This window comes from Nocardia sp. NPDC058058, from assembly GCF_042885355.1.
In the GTDB taxonomy this organism is placed as follows: domain Bacteria; phylum Actinomycetota; class Actinomycetes; order Mycobacteriales; family Mycobacteriaceae; genus Nocardia.
The window spans coordinates 3,007,309-3,022,785 of the sequence record NZ_JBHVSA010000001.1 but is presented as its reverse complement, the minus strand read 5'-3'; the positions used below and the strand labels follow the sequence as shown (position 1 = coordinate 3,022,785).

17 protein-coding genes are annotated in these 15,477 nt (G+C 66.9%); 11 read left to right on the top strand and 6 right to left on the bottom strand.

Annotation, left to right across the window (positions count from 1 at the left end; translation table 11 throughout):
- The gene (locus tag ACFVUS_RS14140; protein WP_387764975.1) at positions 1-2,055 is read right to left on the bottom strand and encodes a glycoside hydrolase family 15 protein; all 2,055 of its coding nucleotides are present in this window, start codon (positions 2,053-2,055) and stop codon (positions 1-3) included.
- Between the two features lie 65 nt (positions 2,056-2,120).
- On the opposite strand from ACFVUS_RS14140, the gene ACFVUS_RS14135 reads away from it, so the two are divergent.
- The gene (locus ACFVUS_RS14135) at positions 2,121-2,357 is read left to right on the top strand and encodes a hypothetical protein (protein WP_364629863.1); all 237 of its coding nucleotides are present in this window, start codon (positions 2,121-2,123) and stop codon (positions 2,355-2,357) included.
- 152 nt (positions 2,358-2,509) lie between these two features.
- Entirely contained in the window at positions 2,510-2,764 is a 255-nt protein-coding gene (locus ACFVUS_RS14130; protein ID WP_387764972.1) for a hypothetical protein, read from the top strand.
- A gap of 39 nt (positions 2,765-2,803) precedes the next feature.
- On the opposite strand, the gene ACFVUS_RS14125 is transcribed toward ACFVUS_RS14130, so the two are convergent.
- Positions 2,804-3,862 (bottom strand): M48 family metallopeptidase, encoded by a 1,059-nt coding sequence (locus ACFVUS_RS14125; protein WP_387764970.1) that lies wholly within the window; start codon positions 3,860-3,862, stop codon positions 2,804-2,806.
- A 70-nt stretch (positions 3,863-3,932) separates the two neighbouring features.
- Here ACFVUS_RS14125 and ACFVUS_RS14120 point away from each other — a divergent pair, with 70 nt between their 5' ends.
- The 7 genes from ACFVUS_RS14120 (at position 3,933) to ACFVUS_RS14090 (ending at position 8,803) form a co-directional block, all read left to right on the top strand.
- Positions 3,933-4,022 (top strand): Ms4533A family Cys-rich leader peptide, encoded by a 90-nt coding sequence (locus tag ACFVUS_RS14120; protein ID WP_324192512.1) that lies wholly within the window; start codon positions 3,933-3,935, stop codon positions 4,020-4,022.
- Positions 4,023-4,219: 197 nt separating this feature from the next.
- A complete protein-coding gene (locus ACFVUS_RS14115; RefSeq protein WP_387764968.1) occupies positions 4,220-5,260 on the top strand; it encodes a sulfate ABC transporter substrate-binding protein in 1,041 nt (346 codons plus the stop codon).
- A 35-nt stretch (positions 5,261-5,295) separates the two neighbouring features.
- Entirely contained in the window at positions 5,296-6,180 is an 885-nt protein-coding gene (gene cysT, locus ACFVUS_RS14110; protein ID WP_387764967.1) for a sulfate ABC transporter permease subunit CysT, read from the top strand.
- Positions 6,177-6,986, top strand: coding sequence for a sulfate ABC transporter permease subunit CysW (cysW, locus tag ACFVUS_RS14105; protein ID WP_387764965.1), 810 nt, complete (start codon positions 6,177-6,179; stop codon positions 6,984-6,986). Before cysT ends, cysW begins: the two co-directional genes overlap by 4 nt.
- Entirely contained in the window at positions 6,983-8,008 is a 1,026-nt protein-coding gene (locus ACFVUS_RS14100; protein WP_387764963.1) for a sulfate/molybdate ABC transporter ATP-binding protein, read from the top strand. The genes cysW and ACFVUS_RS14100 overlap by 4 nt, the downstream gene beginning before the upstream one ends.
- A gap of 235 nt (positions 8,009-8,243) precedes the next feature.
- On the top strand, positions 8,244-8,555 hold the full coding sequence (locus ACFVUS_RS14095) for a hypothetical protein (protein ID WP_387764961.1): 312 nt from the start codon (positions 8,244-8,246) through the stop codon (positions 8,553-8,555).
- Entirely contained in the window at positions 8,507-8,803 is a 297-nt protein-coding gene (locus tag ACFVUS_RS14090; protein ID WP_387764959.1) for an MTH1187 family thiamine-binding protein, read from the top strand. The genes ACFVUS_RS14095 and ACFVUS_RS14090 overlap by 49 nt, the downstream gene beginning before the upstream one ends.
- A 3-nt stretch (positions 8,804-8,806) precedes the next feature.
- On the opposite strand, the gene ACFVUS_RS14085 is transcribed toward ACFVUS_RS14090, so the two are convergent.
- Positions 8,807-9,886, bottom strand: a complete 1,080-nt coding sequence (locus ACFVUS_RS14085; protein ID WP_387764957.1) for a CobW family GTP-binding protein — start codon at positions 9,884-9,886, stop codon at positions 8,807-8,809.
- 117 nt (positions 9,887-10,003) lie between these two features.
- Here ACFVUS_RS14085 and ACFVUS_RS14080 point away from each other — a divergent pair, with 117 nt between their 5' ends.
- Positions 10,004-11,512, top strand: coding sequence for a PucR family transcriptional regulator (locus tag ACFVUS_RS14080; RefSeq protein WP_387764955.1), 1,509 nt, complete (start codon positions 10,004-10,006; stop codon positions 11,510-11,512).
- A 1-nt stretch (position 11,513) separates the two neighbouring features.
- Here ACFVUS_RS14080 and pucL read toward each other — a convergent pair whose 3' ends face one another.
- On the bottom strand, positions 11,514-12,434 hold the full coding sequence (gene pucL / locus ACFVUS_RS14075) for a factor-independent urate hydroxylase (protein ID WP_387764953.1): 921 nt from the start codon (positions 12,432-12,434) through the stop codon (positions 11,514-11,516).
- Between the two features lie 181 nt (positions 12,435-12,615).
- Here pucL and ACFVUS_RS14070 point away from each other — a divergent pair, with 181 nt between their 5' ends.
- Positions 12,616-13,980 (top strand): uracil-xanthine permease family protein, encoded by a 1,365-nt coding sequence (locus ACFVUS_RS14070; RefSeq protein WP_387764951.1) that lies wholly within the window; start codon positions 12,616-12,618, stop codon positions 13,978-13,980.
- A gap of 11 nt (positions 13,981-13,991) precedes the next feature.
- On the opposite strand, the gene ACFVUS_RS14065 is transcribed toward ACFVUS_RS14070, so the two are convergent.
- On the bottom strand, positions 13,992-14,420 hold the full coding sequence (locus ACFVUS_RS14065) for a molybdenum cofactor biosynthesis protein MoaE (RefSeq protein WP_387764949.1): 429 nt from the start codon (positions 14,418-14,420) through the stop codon (positions 13,992-13,994).
- Positions 14,413-15,429, bottom strand: coding sequence for a bifunctional molybdenum cofactor biosynthesis protein MoaC/MoaB (gene moaCB / locus ACFVUS_RS14060; protein ID WP_387764947.1), 1,017 nt, complete (start codon positions 15,427-15,429; stop codon positions 14,413-14,415). Before moaCB ends, ACFVUS_RS14065 begins: the two co-directional genes overlap by 8 nt.
- Positions 15,430-15,477 lie beyond the last annotated feature (48 nt).

Below are 15,477 nucleotides of genomic sequence, written 5' to 3'. Positions count from 1 at the left end.
CTACGATCGGCCGGGGTGCGCCGGGTTGAACTGGCCGGAGTGGTGGGTCTCCTCGGCGCGGATGACGTGCATGACCGCGTTGATCAGCGCCAGATGGGTGAAGGCCTGGGGGAAGTTGCCGAGGTGGCGGCCGGTGCGGGTGTCGATCTCCTCGGCGTAGAGCTTGAGCGGGCTGGCGTAGCCGAGCAGGCGTTCGCAGAGTTGGCGGCCGCGCGCCAGTTCGCCGATCTCCACCAGCGCGGACACCAGCCAGAACGAGCAGATGGTGAAAGAGCCCTCCTCGCCGGACAATCCGTCATCGGTGGTGTCGGTGCGGTAGCGCAGCACCAGCCCGTTCTCGGTGAGTTCGTCGGCGATGGCGAGCACGGTGGCGCGCACCCGATGGTCGGTCGGCGGCAGGAAGCGCAGCAGACCCACCAGCAGCAGTGAGGCGTCCAGATTGTCGCTGCCGTAGGTCTGGGTGAAGACCCCGGCCGAGTTCACGCCATTGTCGAGCACGTCCTGCCGGATCTCATCGGCGATGTCGTGCCACTTCTTGGCGTAGTCGAATTCACCATGCCACTCCGCGAGTTTCGCGCCGCGGTCCAGCGCCACCCAGCACATCACCTTGGAGCAGGTGAAGTGCTGCGGTTCCCCGCGCACCTCCCAGATACCGCGATCCGGGTTGCGCCAGTTCTCGATTGCCGCCTGCACCTGTCGTTCCAGCATGGGCCACAGCGTCTCCGGCACCTGCTGGCGCGATTTCACGTGCAGGTACACCGAATCCAGGATGGTGCCCCAGATATCGTGCTGCTCCTGGTTGTAGGCGCCATTGCCGATGCGCACCGGCCGCGCCCCGTCGTATCCGGACAGGTGCGAGAGCTCGGATTCGGTGATCTCGCGCTCGCCGCCGATGCCGTAAAGCACTTGGAGCGGAAGGGCTTTCCCGTTTCCCTCGGTGGTGACATCGTGCAGGAACGCGAAGAAATCATCGGCCTCGCGATCCAGGCCGAGCGTGTACAGGCCCCACAGCGCGAAGGTGGAATCGCGCACCCAGGTGTACCGGTAGTCCCAATTGCGTTCCCCGCCGGGGGTTTCCGGCAGCGAGGTGGTGGCCGCCGCCATCAGCGCGCCGGTCGGCGCGTAGGTGAGCCCCTTCAGCGTCAGCGCGCTGCGCTGGAGATACCCGCGCCACGGATGATCCGGGAAGCGCCCCAGCGTGATCCACTGCCGCCACGCCTCGGTGGTGGTCCACATCTTCTCGGCGGCTTCCTCGAATGTCTTGGGCGGCTCCAGATCCGACCAGGACAGCGCTACGAAGACCTGATCGCCCTCTTTCATCCGGGTCCGCGCCCGGGCCTCACGCCCCTCCAGTCCGAGCCGCAGATCGGTGGTCAGGGTCAGGGATGGGCAGCCCTCGCGCTCGCTCGAGGCGGTGGCCTGTTCGTACACGTCACCGCTGTACTCCCAATTGGCCGCGCCCAGGTGATAGTCGAAGGCGGGCTCACAGCTCATTTCCAGCTCGACCACGCCGTTCACGCATTTCACCGTGCGCAGCAGCATGTGCTCGGCGTCCCAGTCCATCGGGGTGCGCTTGTGCGAGCGGCTGCGCGAGCGATTGTTGTGCCACGGCCCGAGCACCAGGGCATCGCGCACGATGAGCCAGCCGGTCTCGGTTTGCCAGGTGGTCTCCACGATCAGCCCGCCGGGCAGATAGCGCCGTGCGGCGGGCACATTGCGCCCGTACGGCCCGATCCGGAAGTGTCCGGCGCTGCGGTCCAGCATGGACCCGAAAATGCTGGGGGAGTCCGGTCGCGGCACGCACATCCACTCCACCGAACCATTGCGGGCGATGAGGCAGTTGGTCTCGCAATCGGACAGGAACGCGTAATCGTCGATGGGCGGGAACGGCGAATAGTGGCCGGTCCCCGTCGCCGAGGGCAGGAATCCGTCATTGAGCGGGGCATCGGGCCGATCGGTCGAATCGCGTGGTGGATCCAGCGAATCGCCGCCCAGCGGGCCGGTCTCGCTGCCCAGCGGCCTGGTGTCGGACTCCGGTTCGTCGTAGGACTCCATGTACATATCTTCTGTCCAATCAGCCCGAATCGTCCACCATCGCGTGTTCGGCCTAGGCTGATGTCGTGCATCGGATCGCAGGATGGTGGGACGGCGTCGAACTCTGGGTGGCCGGCCTGCCGTTCGTTCCCCAGTTCGCCGTGGTGCTGGCCGCCATGGTGCCGGTTTGTTTCGCCATCGCCTACGTACTGGATCGCGTGCTGCGGGTTGCGCTGCGCGCGCTGGGCCGTGATCGGGTGGCCGCACAGGAGGCCGCGGCGCCCGCCGCGCAGCCGCGTCGCATGCGTAAGGAAGCCGCCTGATGCCCCGCTCTCGTGTTCAGCTCGCTCTGATCGCGCTACTCGTACTCGTCATCGTCGCTTGGTTTTTCGCGCGCTGAGTTGGTCGGCTGTTCATCGGGTGAATCGGCACTTGTGACCCGCATTGTCGGATGCTGCGCGTACGCTGCTGCACCATGTCAACCGATGAAGGCTTGGAACTGGAGACGTTGCTGTCCGAGGAGGATTTCGAGGACGAGCCGCGCCTGATCGCCACTCACCTCGCTGGCCCCGATGAGGCCATCGAAATGGTGAAGGCGGCGCAGCTGCTCGGCCTGGGCGTTCGCCTCGTCAATCGCATCCGCCCCGATGAGGAGGATGCCGAGAGCGCCACCGAAGAGTGGATTCTCGACATCCTGGAAGCCCCGCCCGTTGTCGAGGGCGAAGAGTAACCATCCGTGTGGGGTTTCCGGGCCGTCCCGGAAACCCCGTCAGTTGTTGTTCTCCCCGTCCCGCCATTCGCTGAAACGCTTCCCGATCTTCGAAACCGTTTCGCTCACTTCCTGACCCACCGTGCCGACCGCGGATCCGACATCGCGTCCGAGGTTGCGCACGGTGCGGATCAGCGGATCCTCGGACTGATCGAAGTTCTGCCGGTACGTCCGCGCCGCCTCCTTGACCTGATCGCTGATCTTCACGTTCCGGTCGTGCTCGCGCAGCGGATACTGCCCGGACAGGATCCGGTCGTATTCACCGCTGGTGATCCAGCGCCGCAGTTCGGCCGCGCGCAGCACCGAGAACGGGTGCGTCTGCAATTCCAGATTCAGCAGTTTGAGCACCCCGTCGCGGAGATCGCCCGCGCGGTCGTAGGCATCGGCCTGTGCCAGGAATGCCGCGTGGCTCATCTGATCCACCCGTGAGCCGCCCGCCAGCTTCATGTGCACGCGCACCGAGGCGTCCACATCCTGTCCGCACAGCAGGCCCGCGCGGTCACCGGACAGTTCGGATTTGCGGCTCCACTCCATCAATGCCGCGATGATCGCGCGTAATGCCCAGCCGCCCACCGGAACCCAGCCGATGCCCGCGGCCAGATTCATCAGATGCATGAGCATGGTCCGGTACACCGCGTGCCCGGACAGCGCGTGCCCGAGCTCATGCCCGACCACGAAGCGCAGCTCCTCGGGATCGAGCAGATCCAGCAGTCCGGTGGTGAGCACGATGAACGGCCGGTCCATGCCGATGGTGAAGGCATTGGCCTGGGGATCCTGGAGCACGAACAGCTCCGGGGTGGTCTTGGCGTCCAGGATGCGCACCGCGTCCGCGCGCAGGTGGTGGATGTTCTTGAACTGCCGCTCATCCACGCGCACCGCGGTGGCCAGGTACAGCAGCCGATGCTGGCGTTCGGCGAGCAGCCCGGACAGCGTGCGCAGCAGGACGTCGAAACCCGAGAGCGAGCGCAGCGTGACCAGTGCGGTGCGGTCGGCCGGATGCTCCCAGGCGCGGGTCGAAATGCCGGGGAACTCCCGGCGAACTCGATCAGGACTCGTCATAGGTAAATCCCCCGTGTGCATATTCACAGTGATTCGCGGCCGTACCGGCCGCTCTGCTACAGTCTGCCGCGTGTCGTCGAGTGTTGTGCCCCAGGTCCGCCATGAATTGGCGTTGATCGCTGTGGGCTGCCTCGTGGTCGCGGACATTCACTGTCGCTGATTGCCGACCGGGCACCGCTGCATGTCTGAAGTAGACTGGCGCGCGCACCTTTCGCAGTAGTTCCCGGATCCCAGGCGGTTCCCGATCTCATTCTCGGACCGCAGCGCCACCGTCGCTTCTCAACGACGGGTCTACGGCATCACCTCTGTCCCGCCTCCCCGGTGTACACCCGGCGGGTTTCTCGAAAGGTCCACCCGATGTCTCGCAACTCCCGGCTTTCTCGCCGATCTATCGCCGTCGCCCTGACCGCGGTCGCAGCCACCGTGCTCACCGCGTGCGGTGGCGGCGCGAGCGATACCTCCGACAAGGGCGCCGCGGACGGCTCCGGCGGCACCCTGAACCTGTACGCCTACGCGGTCCCGAAGCCGGGCTTCGACAAGGTGATCCCGGAGTTCAACAAGACCGATGCCGGTAAGGGCGTGCAGTTCCAGGCCTCCTACGGCGCCTCGGGCGATCAGTCCCGCAAGGTCAAGGACGGCGCGGAAGCGGACGTCGTGAACTTCTCGGTCGAACCCGACGTCACCCGCCTGGTGGATGCCGGTCTGGTCGACGCGAGCTGGAATGCGGACGCCAACAAGGGAATTCCGTTCGGCTCGGTCGTGGTCATCGCGGTCCGCAAGGGCAACCCCAAGGGCATCAAGGATTGGGACGACCTGCTCAAGCCGGGTGTCGAGGTCGTGACCCCCAACCCGTTCTCCTCGGGTTCGGCCAAGTGGAACCTGCTCGCGCCGTACGCCGCCAAGAGCGAGGGTGGCAAGAACCCGCAGGCCGGTCTGGACTACCTGGCGCAGCTGATCACCCGCGATCACGTGAAGGTGCAGCCGAAGTCGGGTCGTGAGGCCACCGAGACGTTCCTGCAGGGCACCGGTGACGTGCTGCTGAGCTACGAGAACGAGGCCATCTTCTCCGAGCGCAACGGCGATCCGATCGAGCATGTGATCCCGCCGGTCACCTTCAAGATCGAGAACCCGGTCGCGGTCCTCAAGAACAGCAAGAACGCCGCCAAGGCCACCGCCTTCCGTGACTTCCTGTACACCCCGGCGGGCCAGAAGGCTTGGGCCACTGCCGGTTTCCGCCCGGTCGACCCGAAGGTCTTCGCCGAGTTCGCCAAGGACTTCCCGACCCCGCAGAAGCAGTGGACCATCGCCGACCTCGGCGGCTGGAAGGCCGTGGACAAGGATCTGTTCACCGCGAACACCGGTTCGGTGGCGCAGATCTACGACAAGGCCACCAAGTAGCCGAGTGACCTGAAGCACAAGCGATACTCGATACCGTGAGTGACAGCAGCACGAGCGCCGGGACCGATCGGGGTCCCGGCGTTTCGGTAGACAAGAAACCCAAGTCGGGCCGGTCCTGGCTGCGGGTGACCGGGTCGGTCGGCCCGATCGGCATCGCCACGTCGGTGCTGTGGCTCAGCATCATCGTGTTGCTGCCGCTGGCGGCGCTGACCTACACCTCCTTCGACGACGGCTGGTCCGGCTTCTGGGATGCGGTCACCGCGCCGTCGGCGATCGATTCGCTGAAGGTGACGATCTTCGTTTCGGTGATCGTCGCCGTCGTGAACGTCATCATGGGCACCCTGATCGCCTGGGTGCTGGTGCGCGACGAATTCCCGGGCAAGGGGATCGTGAACGCGCTGATCGATCTGCCGTTCGCGCTGCCCACCATCGTGGCCAGCATCGTGCTGCTGGCGCTGTACGGGCCGCGCAGCCCGATCAACGTGCATCTCAATGCCACCCAGCCGGGCATCATCGTGGCGCTGGCGTTCGTGACGCTGCCGTTCGTGGTGCGCTCGGTGCAGCCGGTCTTGATCGAGGTCGACAAGGAAGTGGAGCAGGCCGCCGCGTCGCTGGGCGCGGACAACTGGACCACCTTCCGGCGCATTCTGCTGCCGACCCTGGCCCCGGCCATCATCAGCGGCGGCGGGCTCGCGTTCGCCCGCGCCATCGGTGAATACGGGTCCGTGGTGCTGATCGGCGGCAATATCCCGCGCGAGACGCAGATGGCCTCGCAGTACATCCAGCAGCAGATCGAGATCGACCGGCCGGTCAACGCGGCCGCGGTATCGGTCGCGCTGCTGGTGATCTCGTTCCTGTCCCTGCTGGTACTGCGCCTGTTCGCGGACCGCACCGCCCGCAAGGAACAGGAATCGCGATGAAACTGGCTCCGTGGACGCGGATTTCGCTGCGCACCATCGCGCTCACCTATCTGGGTGTGCTGCTGATCCTGCCGCTCGTCATCATCTTCTGGCGCACGTTCGAGCGCGGTATCGGCGCGTTCTTCGATTCCATCACCACCCCGGCCGCACAGTCGGCGCTGCAACTGTCGCTGTTGATCGTGGCGATCGTGGTGCCGATCAATGTGGTCTTCGGTGTGCTCACCGCACTGGCGCTGGTGCGCGGAAAGTTCCCGGGCCGCAACCTGGTTCAGGGTCTGGTCGATCTGCCGTTCGCGGTTTCCCCTGTCGTGGTGGGTGTTTCGCTCATCCTGCTGTGGGGTGCGCACGGCTGGTTCGGCGGGCTCGAAAACCACGGCATCAAGGTGATTTTCAATCTGCCGGGCATGGTGCTGGCCACCATCTTCGTGACGCTGCCGTTCGTGGTGCGCGAGGTGGAGCCGGTGCTGCACGAGATCGGCGACGATCAGGAACAGGCCGCCGCCACGCTGGGAGCCTCCCGCTGGCAGACGTTCTGGCGTATCACGCTGCCCGCCATCCGCTGGGGCCTGACCTACGGCATCGTGCTCACCGTGGCGCGTGCGCTCGGCGAATTCGGTGCGGTGATCATGGTGTCCACGGCGCTGCCGGGTAAATCACAGACGCTGACGCTGCTGGTGCACGGGCGATACACCAACGATCACAACACCTTCGGCGCGTACTGCGCGGCGACCCTGCTCATGGGAATCGCCCTCATTGTCCTTCTTCTGATGACTCTCCTCGAACGCAAGCGGGGCACTGCCAAATGATCACCGTGACCAATGCCAACAAGCACTACGGGACCTTCGCCGCGCTCGACGATGTCAGCCTGGACATCCCGTCCGGTGAGCTGACCGCGCTGCTCGGGCCGTCCGGATCGGGCAAGTCGACGCTGCTGCGGTCGATCGCGGGACTGGAGACCCTCGACTCCGGGATCGTCACCATCGCCGAGCGCGATGTCACCAATGTGTCGCCGCAGAAGCGCGATATCGGATTCGTCTTCCAGCATTACGCGGCGTTCAAGCACATGACCGTGCGCGACAATGTGGCGTTCGGGCTCAAGATCCGCAAGCGGCCCAAGCCGGAGATCAAGAAGAAGGTCGACGATCTGCTCGAGATCGTCGGACTGGACGGGTTCCAGCACCGGTATCCCGCACAGCTTTCCGGTGGCCAGCGCCAGCGCATGGCATTGGCGCGCGCGCTCGCGGTCGACCCGCAGGTGCTGCTGCTCGATGAGCCGTTCGGTGCGCTCGACGCGAAAGTCCGTGCGGATCTGCGCACTTGGTTGCGGCGGCTGCACGAAGAGGTACACGTGACCACCGTGCTGGTCACGCACGATCAGGAGGAAGCCCTCGATGTGGCCGATCGCATCGCGGTCATGAACAAGGGGCGCATCGAACAGGTCGGCACGCCGGAGGACGTCTACGACCGTCCGGCCAACGATTTCGTCATGTCCTTCCTGGGTGCGGTGGCCAAGCTGAACGGGCATCTGGTGCGCCCGCACGATATTCGCGTCGGCCGCGATCCGTCGATGGCCTTGGCCGCGCACGAGGGCACCGCGCAGTCCGCGGGCGTCACCCGCGCCACCGTGGAGCGCGTGGTCCACCTCGGCTTCGAGGTGCGCGTGGAACTGCGCAACGCCGCCACCGGCGATATCTTCACCGCCCAGGTGACCCGCGGTGACGCCGAGGCGCTGCACCTGGCCGAAGGTGAAACCGTGTACGCCCGCGCCACCCGCATTCCGGAGTTGCCGGTGGCCGAGCCCGCGCCCGTACCCGCCAAGGCGCTCTAGCCGCGCGCCCTCGGGTGTCGCGGACCGACCGGTCGGCGTCTTACCCGGGCGCGGCGCACCACTGACCGTCATCCCGGCGTGTTTGTGGCCGGGATCCACCGGTTTCGGTGCGACACGCCGGGCGTGAGGGTGCGAACCTTTTCCAGAGCTTTACCGTCGGCGATCGGTGCGCGACGCTGTTAGCAGCAGTGGATACCGACCACTCGTTCTCGATCGACCGATGGAAGGCCCACACATGGCCTTGACCGAATCCGAAGCCCGGGTACTCGCCGCCTTATCGCGACCGGAATTCCCGGCCGCGCTCACCGTCCGGCAGGTCTGTGCCGCAACGGGTCTCACCGCCGGGGCAACCCGCCGCGCGCTGCACGGCCTCTCCCATACCGGGCTGGCGCTGTCCACCCTGCACACCCCCGCCACCTGGCAGGCCACCCAGCGCGGCCGGCTCACCATCCATACGCCGATCTATCGCGACTACCTCACCCGCAGGAGGCCACCCGCATGCTCGCCGCATTCTCGATCACCCCTATCGGCGCAGGTGAAGACGTAGGCGAACCGGTGGCGGCGGCCATTCGGGTGATTCGCGAAAGCGGGCTGCCCAACCGGACTTCGGCGAGCTTCACCGAGATCGAAGGCGAATGGGATGAGGTGTTCGCCGTCATCAAGAAGGCCACCGACGCGGTGCTGGCGGTGTCGAACCGGTGCAGCATCATGGTCAAAGCCGATGTGCGGCCCGGATACGACGACATGCTGACCGCCAAGGTCGCCACCGTGGAGCGCTACCTGACCCAGGACTAGCCCCTACTGGGGTGTGTAGCGCCAGATCGGGAGCAGCGCTTGGGCGTCCAGTGGCTCCGGGGCCGTGTGGATGGTGGATTCGAGTCGCTTGGTGATCAGTTCGGCGTCCAAGCCGGGGCCGATCAGCACCAGATTGCTGGTGCGGGGCTCATTGCGGGACCAGGTGGTGGGCTCGATGGTGATGTGGCGGCCGACCATGTGCAGCACGAACTTTCGGGAATCCTCGGGGACCGCGAAGGCCAGGATGCCCTTGGCCCGGAACAGGCCCGGGGGCGGGTCCTCCAGGACGGCGATCAATTCGCGCGGGTTCAGATCGGCGGGGCTGGTGAAGGAGACGCTTTCGTAGGCGTCATGCAGGTGTCGGTGCCCGGCATGATCGTGGGTGCCGTCGCAGGCGTGGCCGTCATGGTTGTCGTGTTCATCGTCCGGGTGGTCCAGCAGCAGTTCGTCGAAGCTGAGCTGTTGGCCCACACGGAGTTCGGTGGCGGGACGCTCGGGGAGGTCGAACAGCAGCGCGGGTTCGATCCGGCCGTGCGAGGTGGCGTAGACCGGGACCTGGCCGACGATATCGGTGATCTCGGTGCGCAGCGCGGTCAGCGCTGCGGGGCTGACGCGGTCCGCCTTGTTGAGTACGACCAGATCGGCCAGGCGCAGATGGGTGGCGAGTTCGGGGTGCTGGGCGCGGCTTTCGGCGAAATGCTCGGCATCCACCAGTTCGATGAGGCCGCCGTAGCGGATGCGCGGGTTATCGCTGCCGGTGACCATGCGAATCAGATTGCGGGGTTCGGCCAGACCGCTGGCCTCCACCACGATCACATCGATGCGCTGTTTCGGATGCGCCAGCCGATCGAAGAGATCGTCCAGTTCGGTGACATCCACCGCACAGCAGACGCACCCGTTGCCGAGCGAGACCATGGCGTCGACCTGTCCGGCCACCAGCATGGCGTCGATATTCACCGCGCCGAAGTCATTGACCACCACGCCTATCCGCAGCTCACGGTTGCGCAGCAGGCGGTTGAGCAGGGTCGTCTTACCGGCGCCCAGGAATCCGGCCACGATCAGAACGGGGATGCGCCGACTCATTCGGTCCACCCTACCGAGGGGCGGTGCGGCGGACGCAGCATGGATGAAACGACGCGGAAATACCCGGGTTCTAGCGTGGCGGACATTCGGACCGAACACGGGAGGTGCGCCGTGCTGGTGCGGGACATACTCGCTGCGCCGCAATTGCGAATGCGACTGCTGCACGGCGATACGACAGAACTGGACCGACCGGTCGCGCGGGTCTGCGCGACCGATATGCCCGACCCCCGGCCCTTCGTGACCGCGGGCGCGCTGGTGTGCACCGGACTGGTGTGGCGGCAGGCTCCCGCCGATTCCGACCGCTATATCGGCCTGCTCGCCGAGGCCGGAATCGCCGGACTGATCGCGGGCCAGGCCCTGCACGGCCACATCCCCGACGATGTGATCGCCGCCTGCGCCCGGCACGGCCTACCCCTGCTGTCCGCGCCCCAGAGCGTGCCCTTCAGCCGCATCATCGAATACCTTGCCGAACAGGCCGCCGAATTGCGTTGGCGGCGCGTGCAATCCCGCGTGGATCGACAGCGCAGGCTGCTCGCCGCTGTCGCGGGCGGCAGCGATATCGCCGACCTGATCGCCGATATCGCCCTGGAGCAGGAGATCGCCGCCTGGGTGGTGACCGCCACGGGCCGGGTAATCGCCGGTACCGCACCCATTTCCGAAGCCGAACTCGACCGAATCGTCGCCACCGCCCTCACCGCGCCCCGCCTGCCCGCCGTCACCACCGGCGCGATGCGAGTCCTCCAGGTCGGCGCGGGGGACCGAATCACCGCCTGGTACCTGGTGATTCGTCCCGCCGCTCCCAAACCCGAGGTCTTCGCGGCCGATCTCGCCGCCATCACCGAGCTCTACCGCCAGCGCACCTTGGATCGCCTCCACCTGGACTGGGAACTCGTCGACCGATTCCCCGCCGCCCCGGACGACCGCGCCGCCGCACGGGCGGTCGCCGTGGTCTGCGAACTCCATTCGGACGAAACCCCTTCCGCCATAGGGCTTCCCGAAGTGCGAGTCGCCCTGCACGACGCCCTGCCCGGCGTCACCACCTCGGTGGACCGCGACGGCAGACTCGTCGCGATCGCCGAAGGCACCCAGGACGACACCGCCGAAGTGCTCCGCCGCCGCCTCGGCCGCCTGGCTCCCGCCCTCACCGCACCGCGACCGATCCAGACCGAACGGGGTAGGGGCGTTCGGATCGCCTTCGGGGTCAGCGCGCAGCAGCGGGACGAATCCCTCTCCGGCGCAATCGCCGCGGCCGCCGCCGCTGCCGCCGCAGCCCGAGACGACGACACCCCCGTCAGCATCCGCATCGCCGATATCGATACGGCCGTAGGCCTTTTCACCGCGGTCCCCGGCGGCCTGCAACGCCGTTTCGCCGAACGCGTCCTCGGCCCGGTCCTGGACTACGACCGCAAAACCGGCGCTGACCTACTGCAAACCCTGGAGGTATTCCTCGGCTGCGACGGCTCCTGGCGGCAGGCGGCGGACCGAATGCACCTGCACCTCAACACGGTTCGCTACCGCATCGGGCGCATCGAGGAACTCACCGGCCGCGACCTCGGCCACCTCGACGACCGCCTCGACCTCTACCTCGCCATGCGCACCCTCACCACCCACGCCACCCCGGCGTAGGTCAGACCGCGCCGGTGTAGGGGTCCCAGGCGGTGCCCGCGTCGGGGGCGTCTTCGCGGCGGACGGCGGCTTGGATGAGGCCGTAGGGGCGGTCGTCGGCGTAGAAGACTTCGCCGTTGTTGGGGACGTCGAAGCGGGAGAGGTCGAAGGACCAGTGGTGTTTGTTGGGCGCGGACATGCGGATTTCGGCTAGGCAGGGGTAGGCGTCGAGGGCGGCCCGGCCCATTTCGTAGAGGGATTGCTGGAGGGCCTTGGAGTGCAGGGTGGCGAATTTCGCGATCATGACGGCGCGGATGCCGTTGTAGGTGGCGTCCCAGTCGTCCGGATCGGTGGCGAAGCGCCAGCGGGCGGTCAGGCTGGTGGCCAGGATGCGGTCGTAGGAGGGTTCCAGGACGGTGAACTCGTCGGTGAGGAAGCCCGCGAATTCCGAGCCGGTGGATTTGAGAATGACCAGGTCCTTGACGCCGCCGATCACCCATTCCCGTTGTGCGGCACCGGTTCCGGTGACCGTCACGGCGGCGATGCGGACCTCGGGGCCGATCCGGGTCCAGGTGTGGTCGTGGCCTGCGCCGTCGACGGGCACCCGCTGCCAGGCGTACTCCTCGATCTCGATGCGCGCGGACGCCACCGTCGCGATGTCATCGGCGAAATGCCGGGCCAGCGCCCGCCCGTACTGTTCGATACTGCCGTCGCCGTGCGTCTTGGCGTAGGTGAAGATGGTCTGCTTCTGCGAATCGGTGGGCAGCACCCCGCCCTGATCGCCCACCGTATGCGCCTCGTCGAAAGCCCCACGCAGACAGGACGATACGTTCAGATCGCGAATCTCGTGCCGCGCGGTGTCGCGATAGATGCGCACCACCCGGTTCTCGGCCTTGCCATACTGATGCGGGCCGAGCACGATCTTGCCGGTCAACTCGGTCATGGTCGCCTCCCGTGGTCGATGAACACCTTGCCCCACTGTGGCGGATCGACACCGCCGCACACGCTGGTTCCCGAGACAAAACCCCGCTCGCGATTCGCGCTCCGCTTGGCATTTCGAACAAACCGTCGCACCGCACCGGCTGCCTAGCCTGAATCAACCGCACGCGCCGCAAGGAGCCTTCATGACCACGCCCCACCCCGTCGACACCCGATTGCCCTGGCATCGACTGCTGGCCTTCGGAATTCAGCACGTGCTGATCATGTACACCGGCTGCGTGACCGTACCGCTGGTGTTCGGCGCGGCCGCCGGGCTCGACAAGGCCACCATCGGACTGTTGATCAGCGCGGATCTCCTGGTGGCGGGCATCATCACGCTCATCCAGAGCCTCGGGCTGGGCCGGATCGCGGGCGCTCGGCTGCCGATCATCACCGGCGCGACCTTCGTGGCGATGAGCCCGATGATCCTGATCGCCAAGGAGTACGGCCTGCCCGCCGTCTACGGTTCCATGCTCATCGGCGGTCTGGTCGGCATCGCGCTGGCGTGGCCGTTCGCCATGGTGGTGCGCTTCTTCCCGCCGCTGGTCAGCGGGACCGTGCTGACGGTGGTGGGTGTATCGCTCATCGGTGTCGCGGGCGGGCTGATCGTGGGCGGCAATCCCAAGGCCCCGTCCTTCGGCTCCATCTCCAATATCGTGCTCGCCGCGGTCGTACTGCTGATCGCCTTGATCGGCACCGTATTCGGCCGCGGCATCTGGTCGCAGCTCGGCATTCTCATCGCGTTGATCGTCGGCGTGCTCATCGCCATCCCGATGGGATTGATCAACCTCGACGGCGTCTCGGAGGCGGCCTGGCTGGGCGCGCCGCACGTCTTCTATTTCGGCGCACCACAATTCCCGATCGCCGCGGTGGTGGCCATGAGCATCGTGATGGCCGTCGTCTTCGCCGAATCCACCGCGAGCATGCTGGCCATCGGCGAGATCACCGGTAAGAAGCTCGAGCGCGCGGACCTGGCGCGCGGATTGATCGGTGACGGACTCTCGGCGGTGCTGGCCGGTGTCTTCAGCTCGTTCATCGACACCGTCTTCAATCAGAATGTCGGCGCGGTGTCCGCCACCCGGGTGTACAGCCGCTATGTGACGGCGGTGAGCGGTGCGCTGCTGATAATCCTGGGCCTGGTACCGCGTTTCGGCGCGGTGGTGGCGGCGGTGCCGCAGCCGGTGGTCGGCGGTGTCGGCCTGGTGCTGTTCGCCACCATCGCGGTGATCGGCGTGGACACCCTGCGCCGTGCCGATCTCGCGGATCGGGTGAACCTCACCATTGTCGCGGTATCGATCGGCGTGGGCTTGGTACCGGTGCTCACCAAGGGCATGTTCGACAAGTTCCCGACCTCGGCGCAGATCCTGCTCAACAGCGGCATTTCACTGGCGGCGGCCACGGCCTTCGCCCTGAATCTGCTCCTGAACCACACCAAACTCGGTGAAATCGCCCGTGGCGCAAGCACACCCGTCCCGGCCGAACCGGAACCGCAGGACCCGGTCGCCGCGTGAGGTCCGGCGGCTCAGCCGCAGGCGTTCACCCATTCGGAGAGGCCGTCGGTGAACAGTTGCCGCTTCCAGATGGGGACTTCATGTTTGATGCGATCCACCAGCGTGGCGCAGGTGGCGAAGGCCTCGGCGCGATGCGGTGAGGCCACCGCCACGGCGATGGCCAGATCACCGATGGCCAGCGGACCGATGCGATGGATCGCGGCCACCGGCAGACCGGAGGATTCGGCGACCTCGGCGCAGACCCGGCGCAGGAACTTCTCGGCCTCGGGGTGCGCGGAGTACTCCAGGGCCGAAACCGCTTGGCCGCCATCGTGATTGCGGACGGTGCCGGTGAAGACGACCACCGCGCCGTGCTCGGGACCGATCACGGCCTTCTCGACCTCGGCCGGGTTCAGCGGCTGATCACTGATGTAGGCGAGCAATTCGGTGCCCTCACTCATGGCTGCCTCCTCCGGCCACCTGGGCCAGCAGATGTTCGAGAAGCGGTGTCAGGACCGCGATTCCATCCTTCACGCCGCCGGGGGAGCCGGGCAGGTTCACGATGACGGTGCGACCCGCGAGACCCGCGACACCTCTGCTCAGGGCGGCCAGTGGGAACTTCGCGGTACCGCGCCGGCGAATCGATTCGGCCACACCGGGGAGTTCGCGATCCAGCACGGCCAAGGTGGCCTCGGGGGTGCCGTCGGTCGGGGAGGCCCCGGTGCCGCCGGTGCTGATCACCAGCGCCGGTTCCGCCGCGAGCGCCTCGGACAGTCCGTACGAGATATCGGCGTCCGCGTACACGAGCGGACCGCGCACCGAGAACCCCTGCTCCCCAAGCCATTTCGCGAGTACCGGCCCGGTGGTGTCCTCGCGCGACCCGGCCGCCGCACCGGTGGAGGCCACCAGCACCACGGCGGTCCGGCCGGTGCCGTACGCGGGAGTGGGGGTGAGGTGCGGGGCGTGCTGCCCCGCATCCGCGGTGTGCGCGGCCATTTCGCGCTCGCGCACCCAATGTCCGTGCTTGCCACCGTCTTTGGTGAGCAGGCGGACCGCGTGCAGGGAGGCGGCGGGGTCGACGGCCTTGATCATGTCGTGCAGGGTCAGGCCCGCGACGGCGACGGCGGTGAGCGCCTCCATCTCGACGCCGGTGGGGCCCTTGGTCTTGGCGACCGCCTCGATGGTGATGGTGGTTTCGGTGAAATCGAAGCTCACGTTCACCGAGGACAGCGCCAGCTGATGGCAGAGCGGGATGAGTTCGGAGGTCTTCTTCGCGCCGTTGATACCGGCCAGCCGGGCGGTGGTCAGCACATCGGCCTTGGGCATACCGTCGGCGCGCACCAGCCGGACCACCTCGGCGGTGGTGTGCAGCTCACCGGCCGCGACCGCGACCCGGGCCGTGTCGGCTTTGGCGCTCACATCGACCATGCGCGCGCGGCCCTCGTGATCGACATGCGACAACTCACTCATCCCACCAGCCTTGCACAGCCGTCCGCGCCGCGACATCAGAGGGCAGCA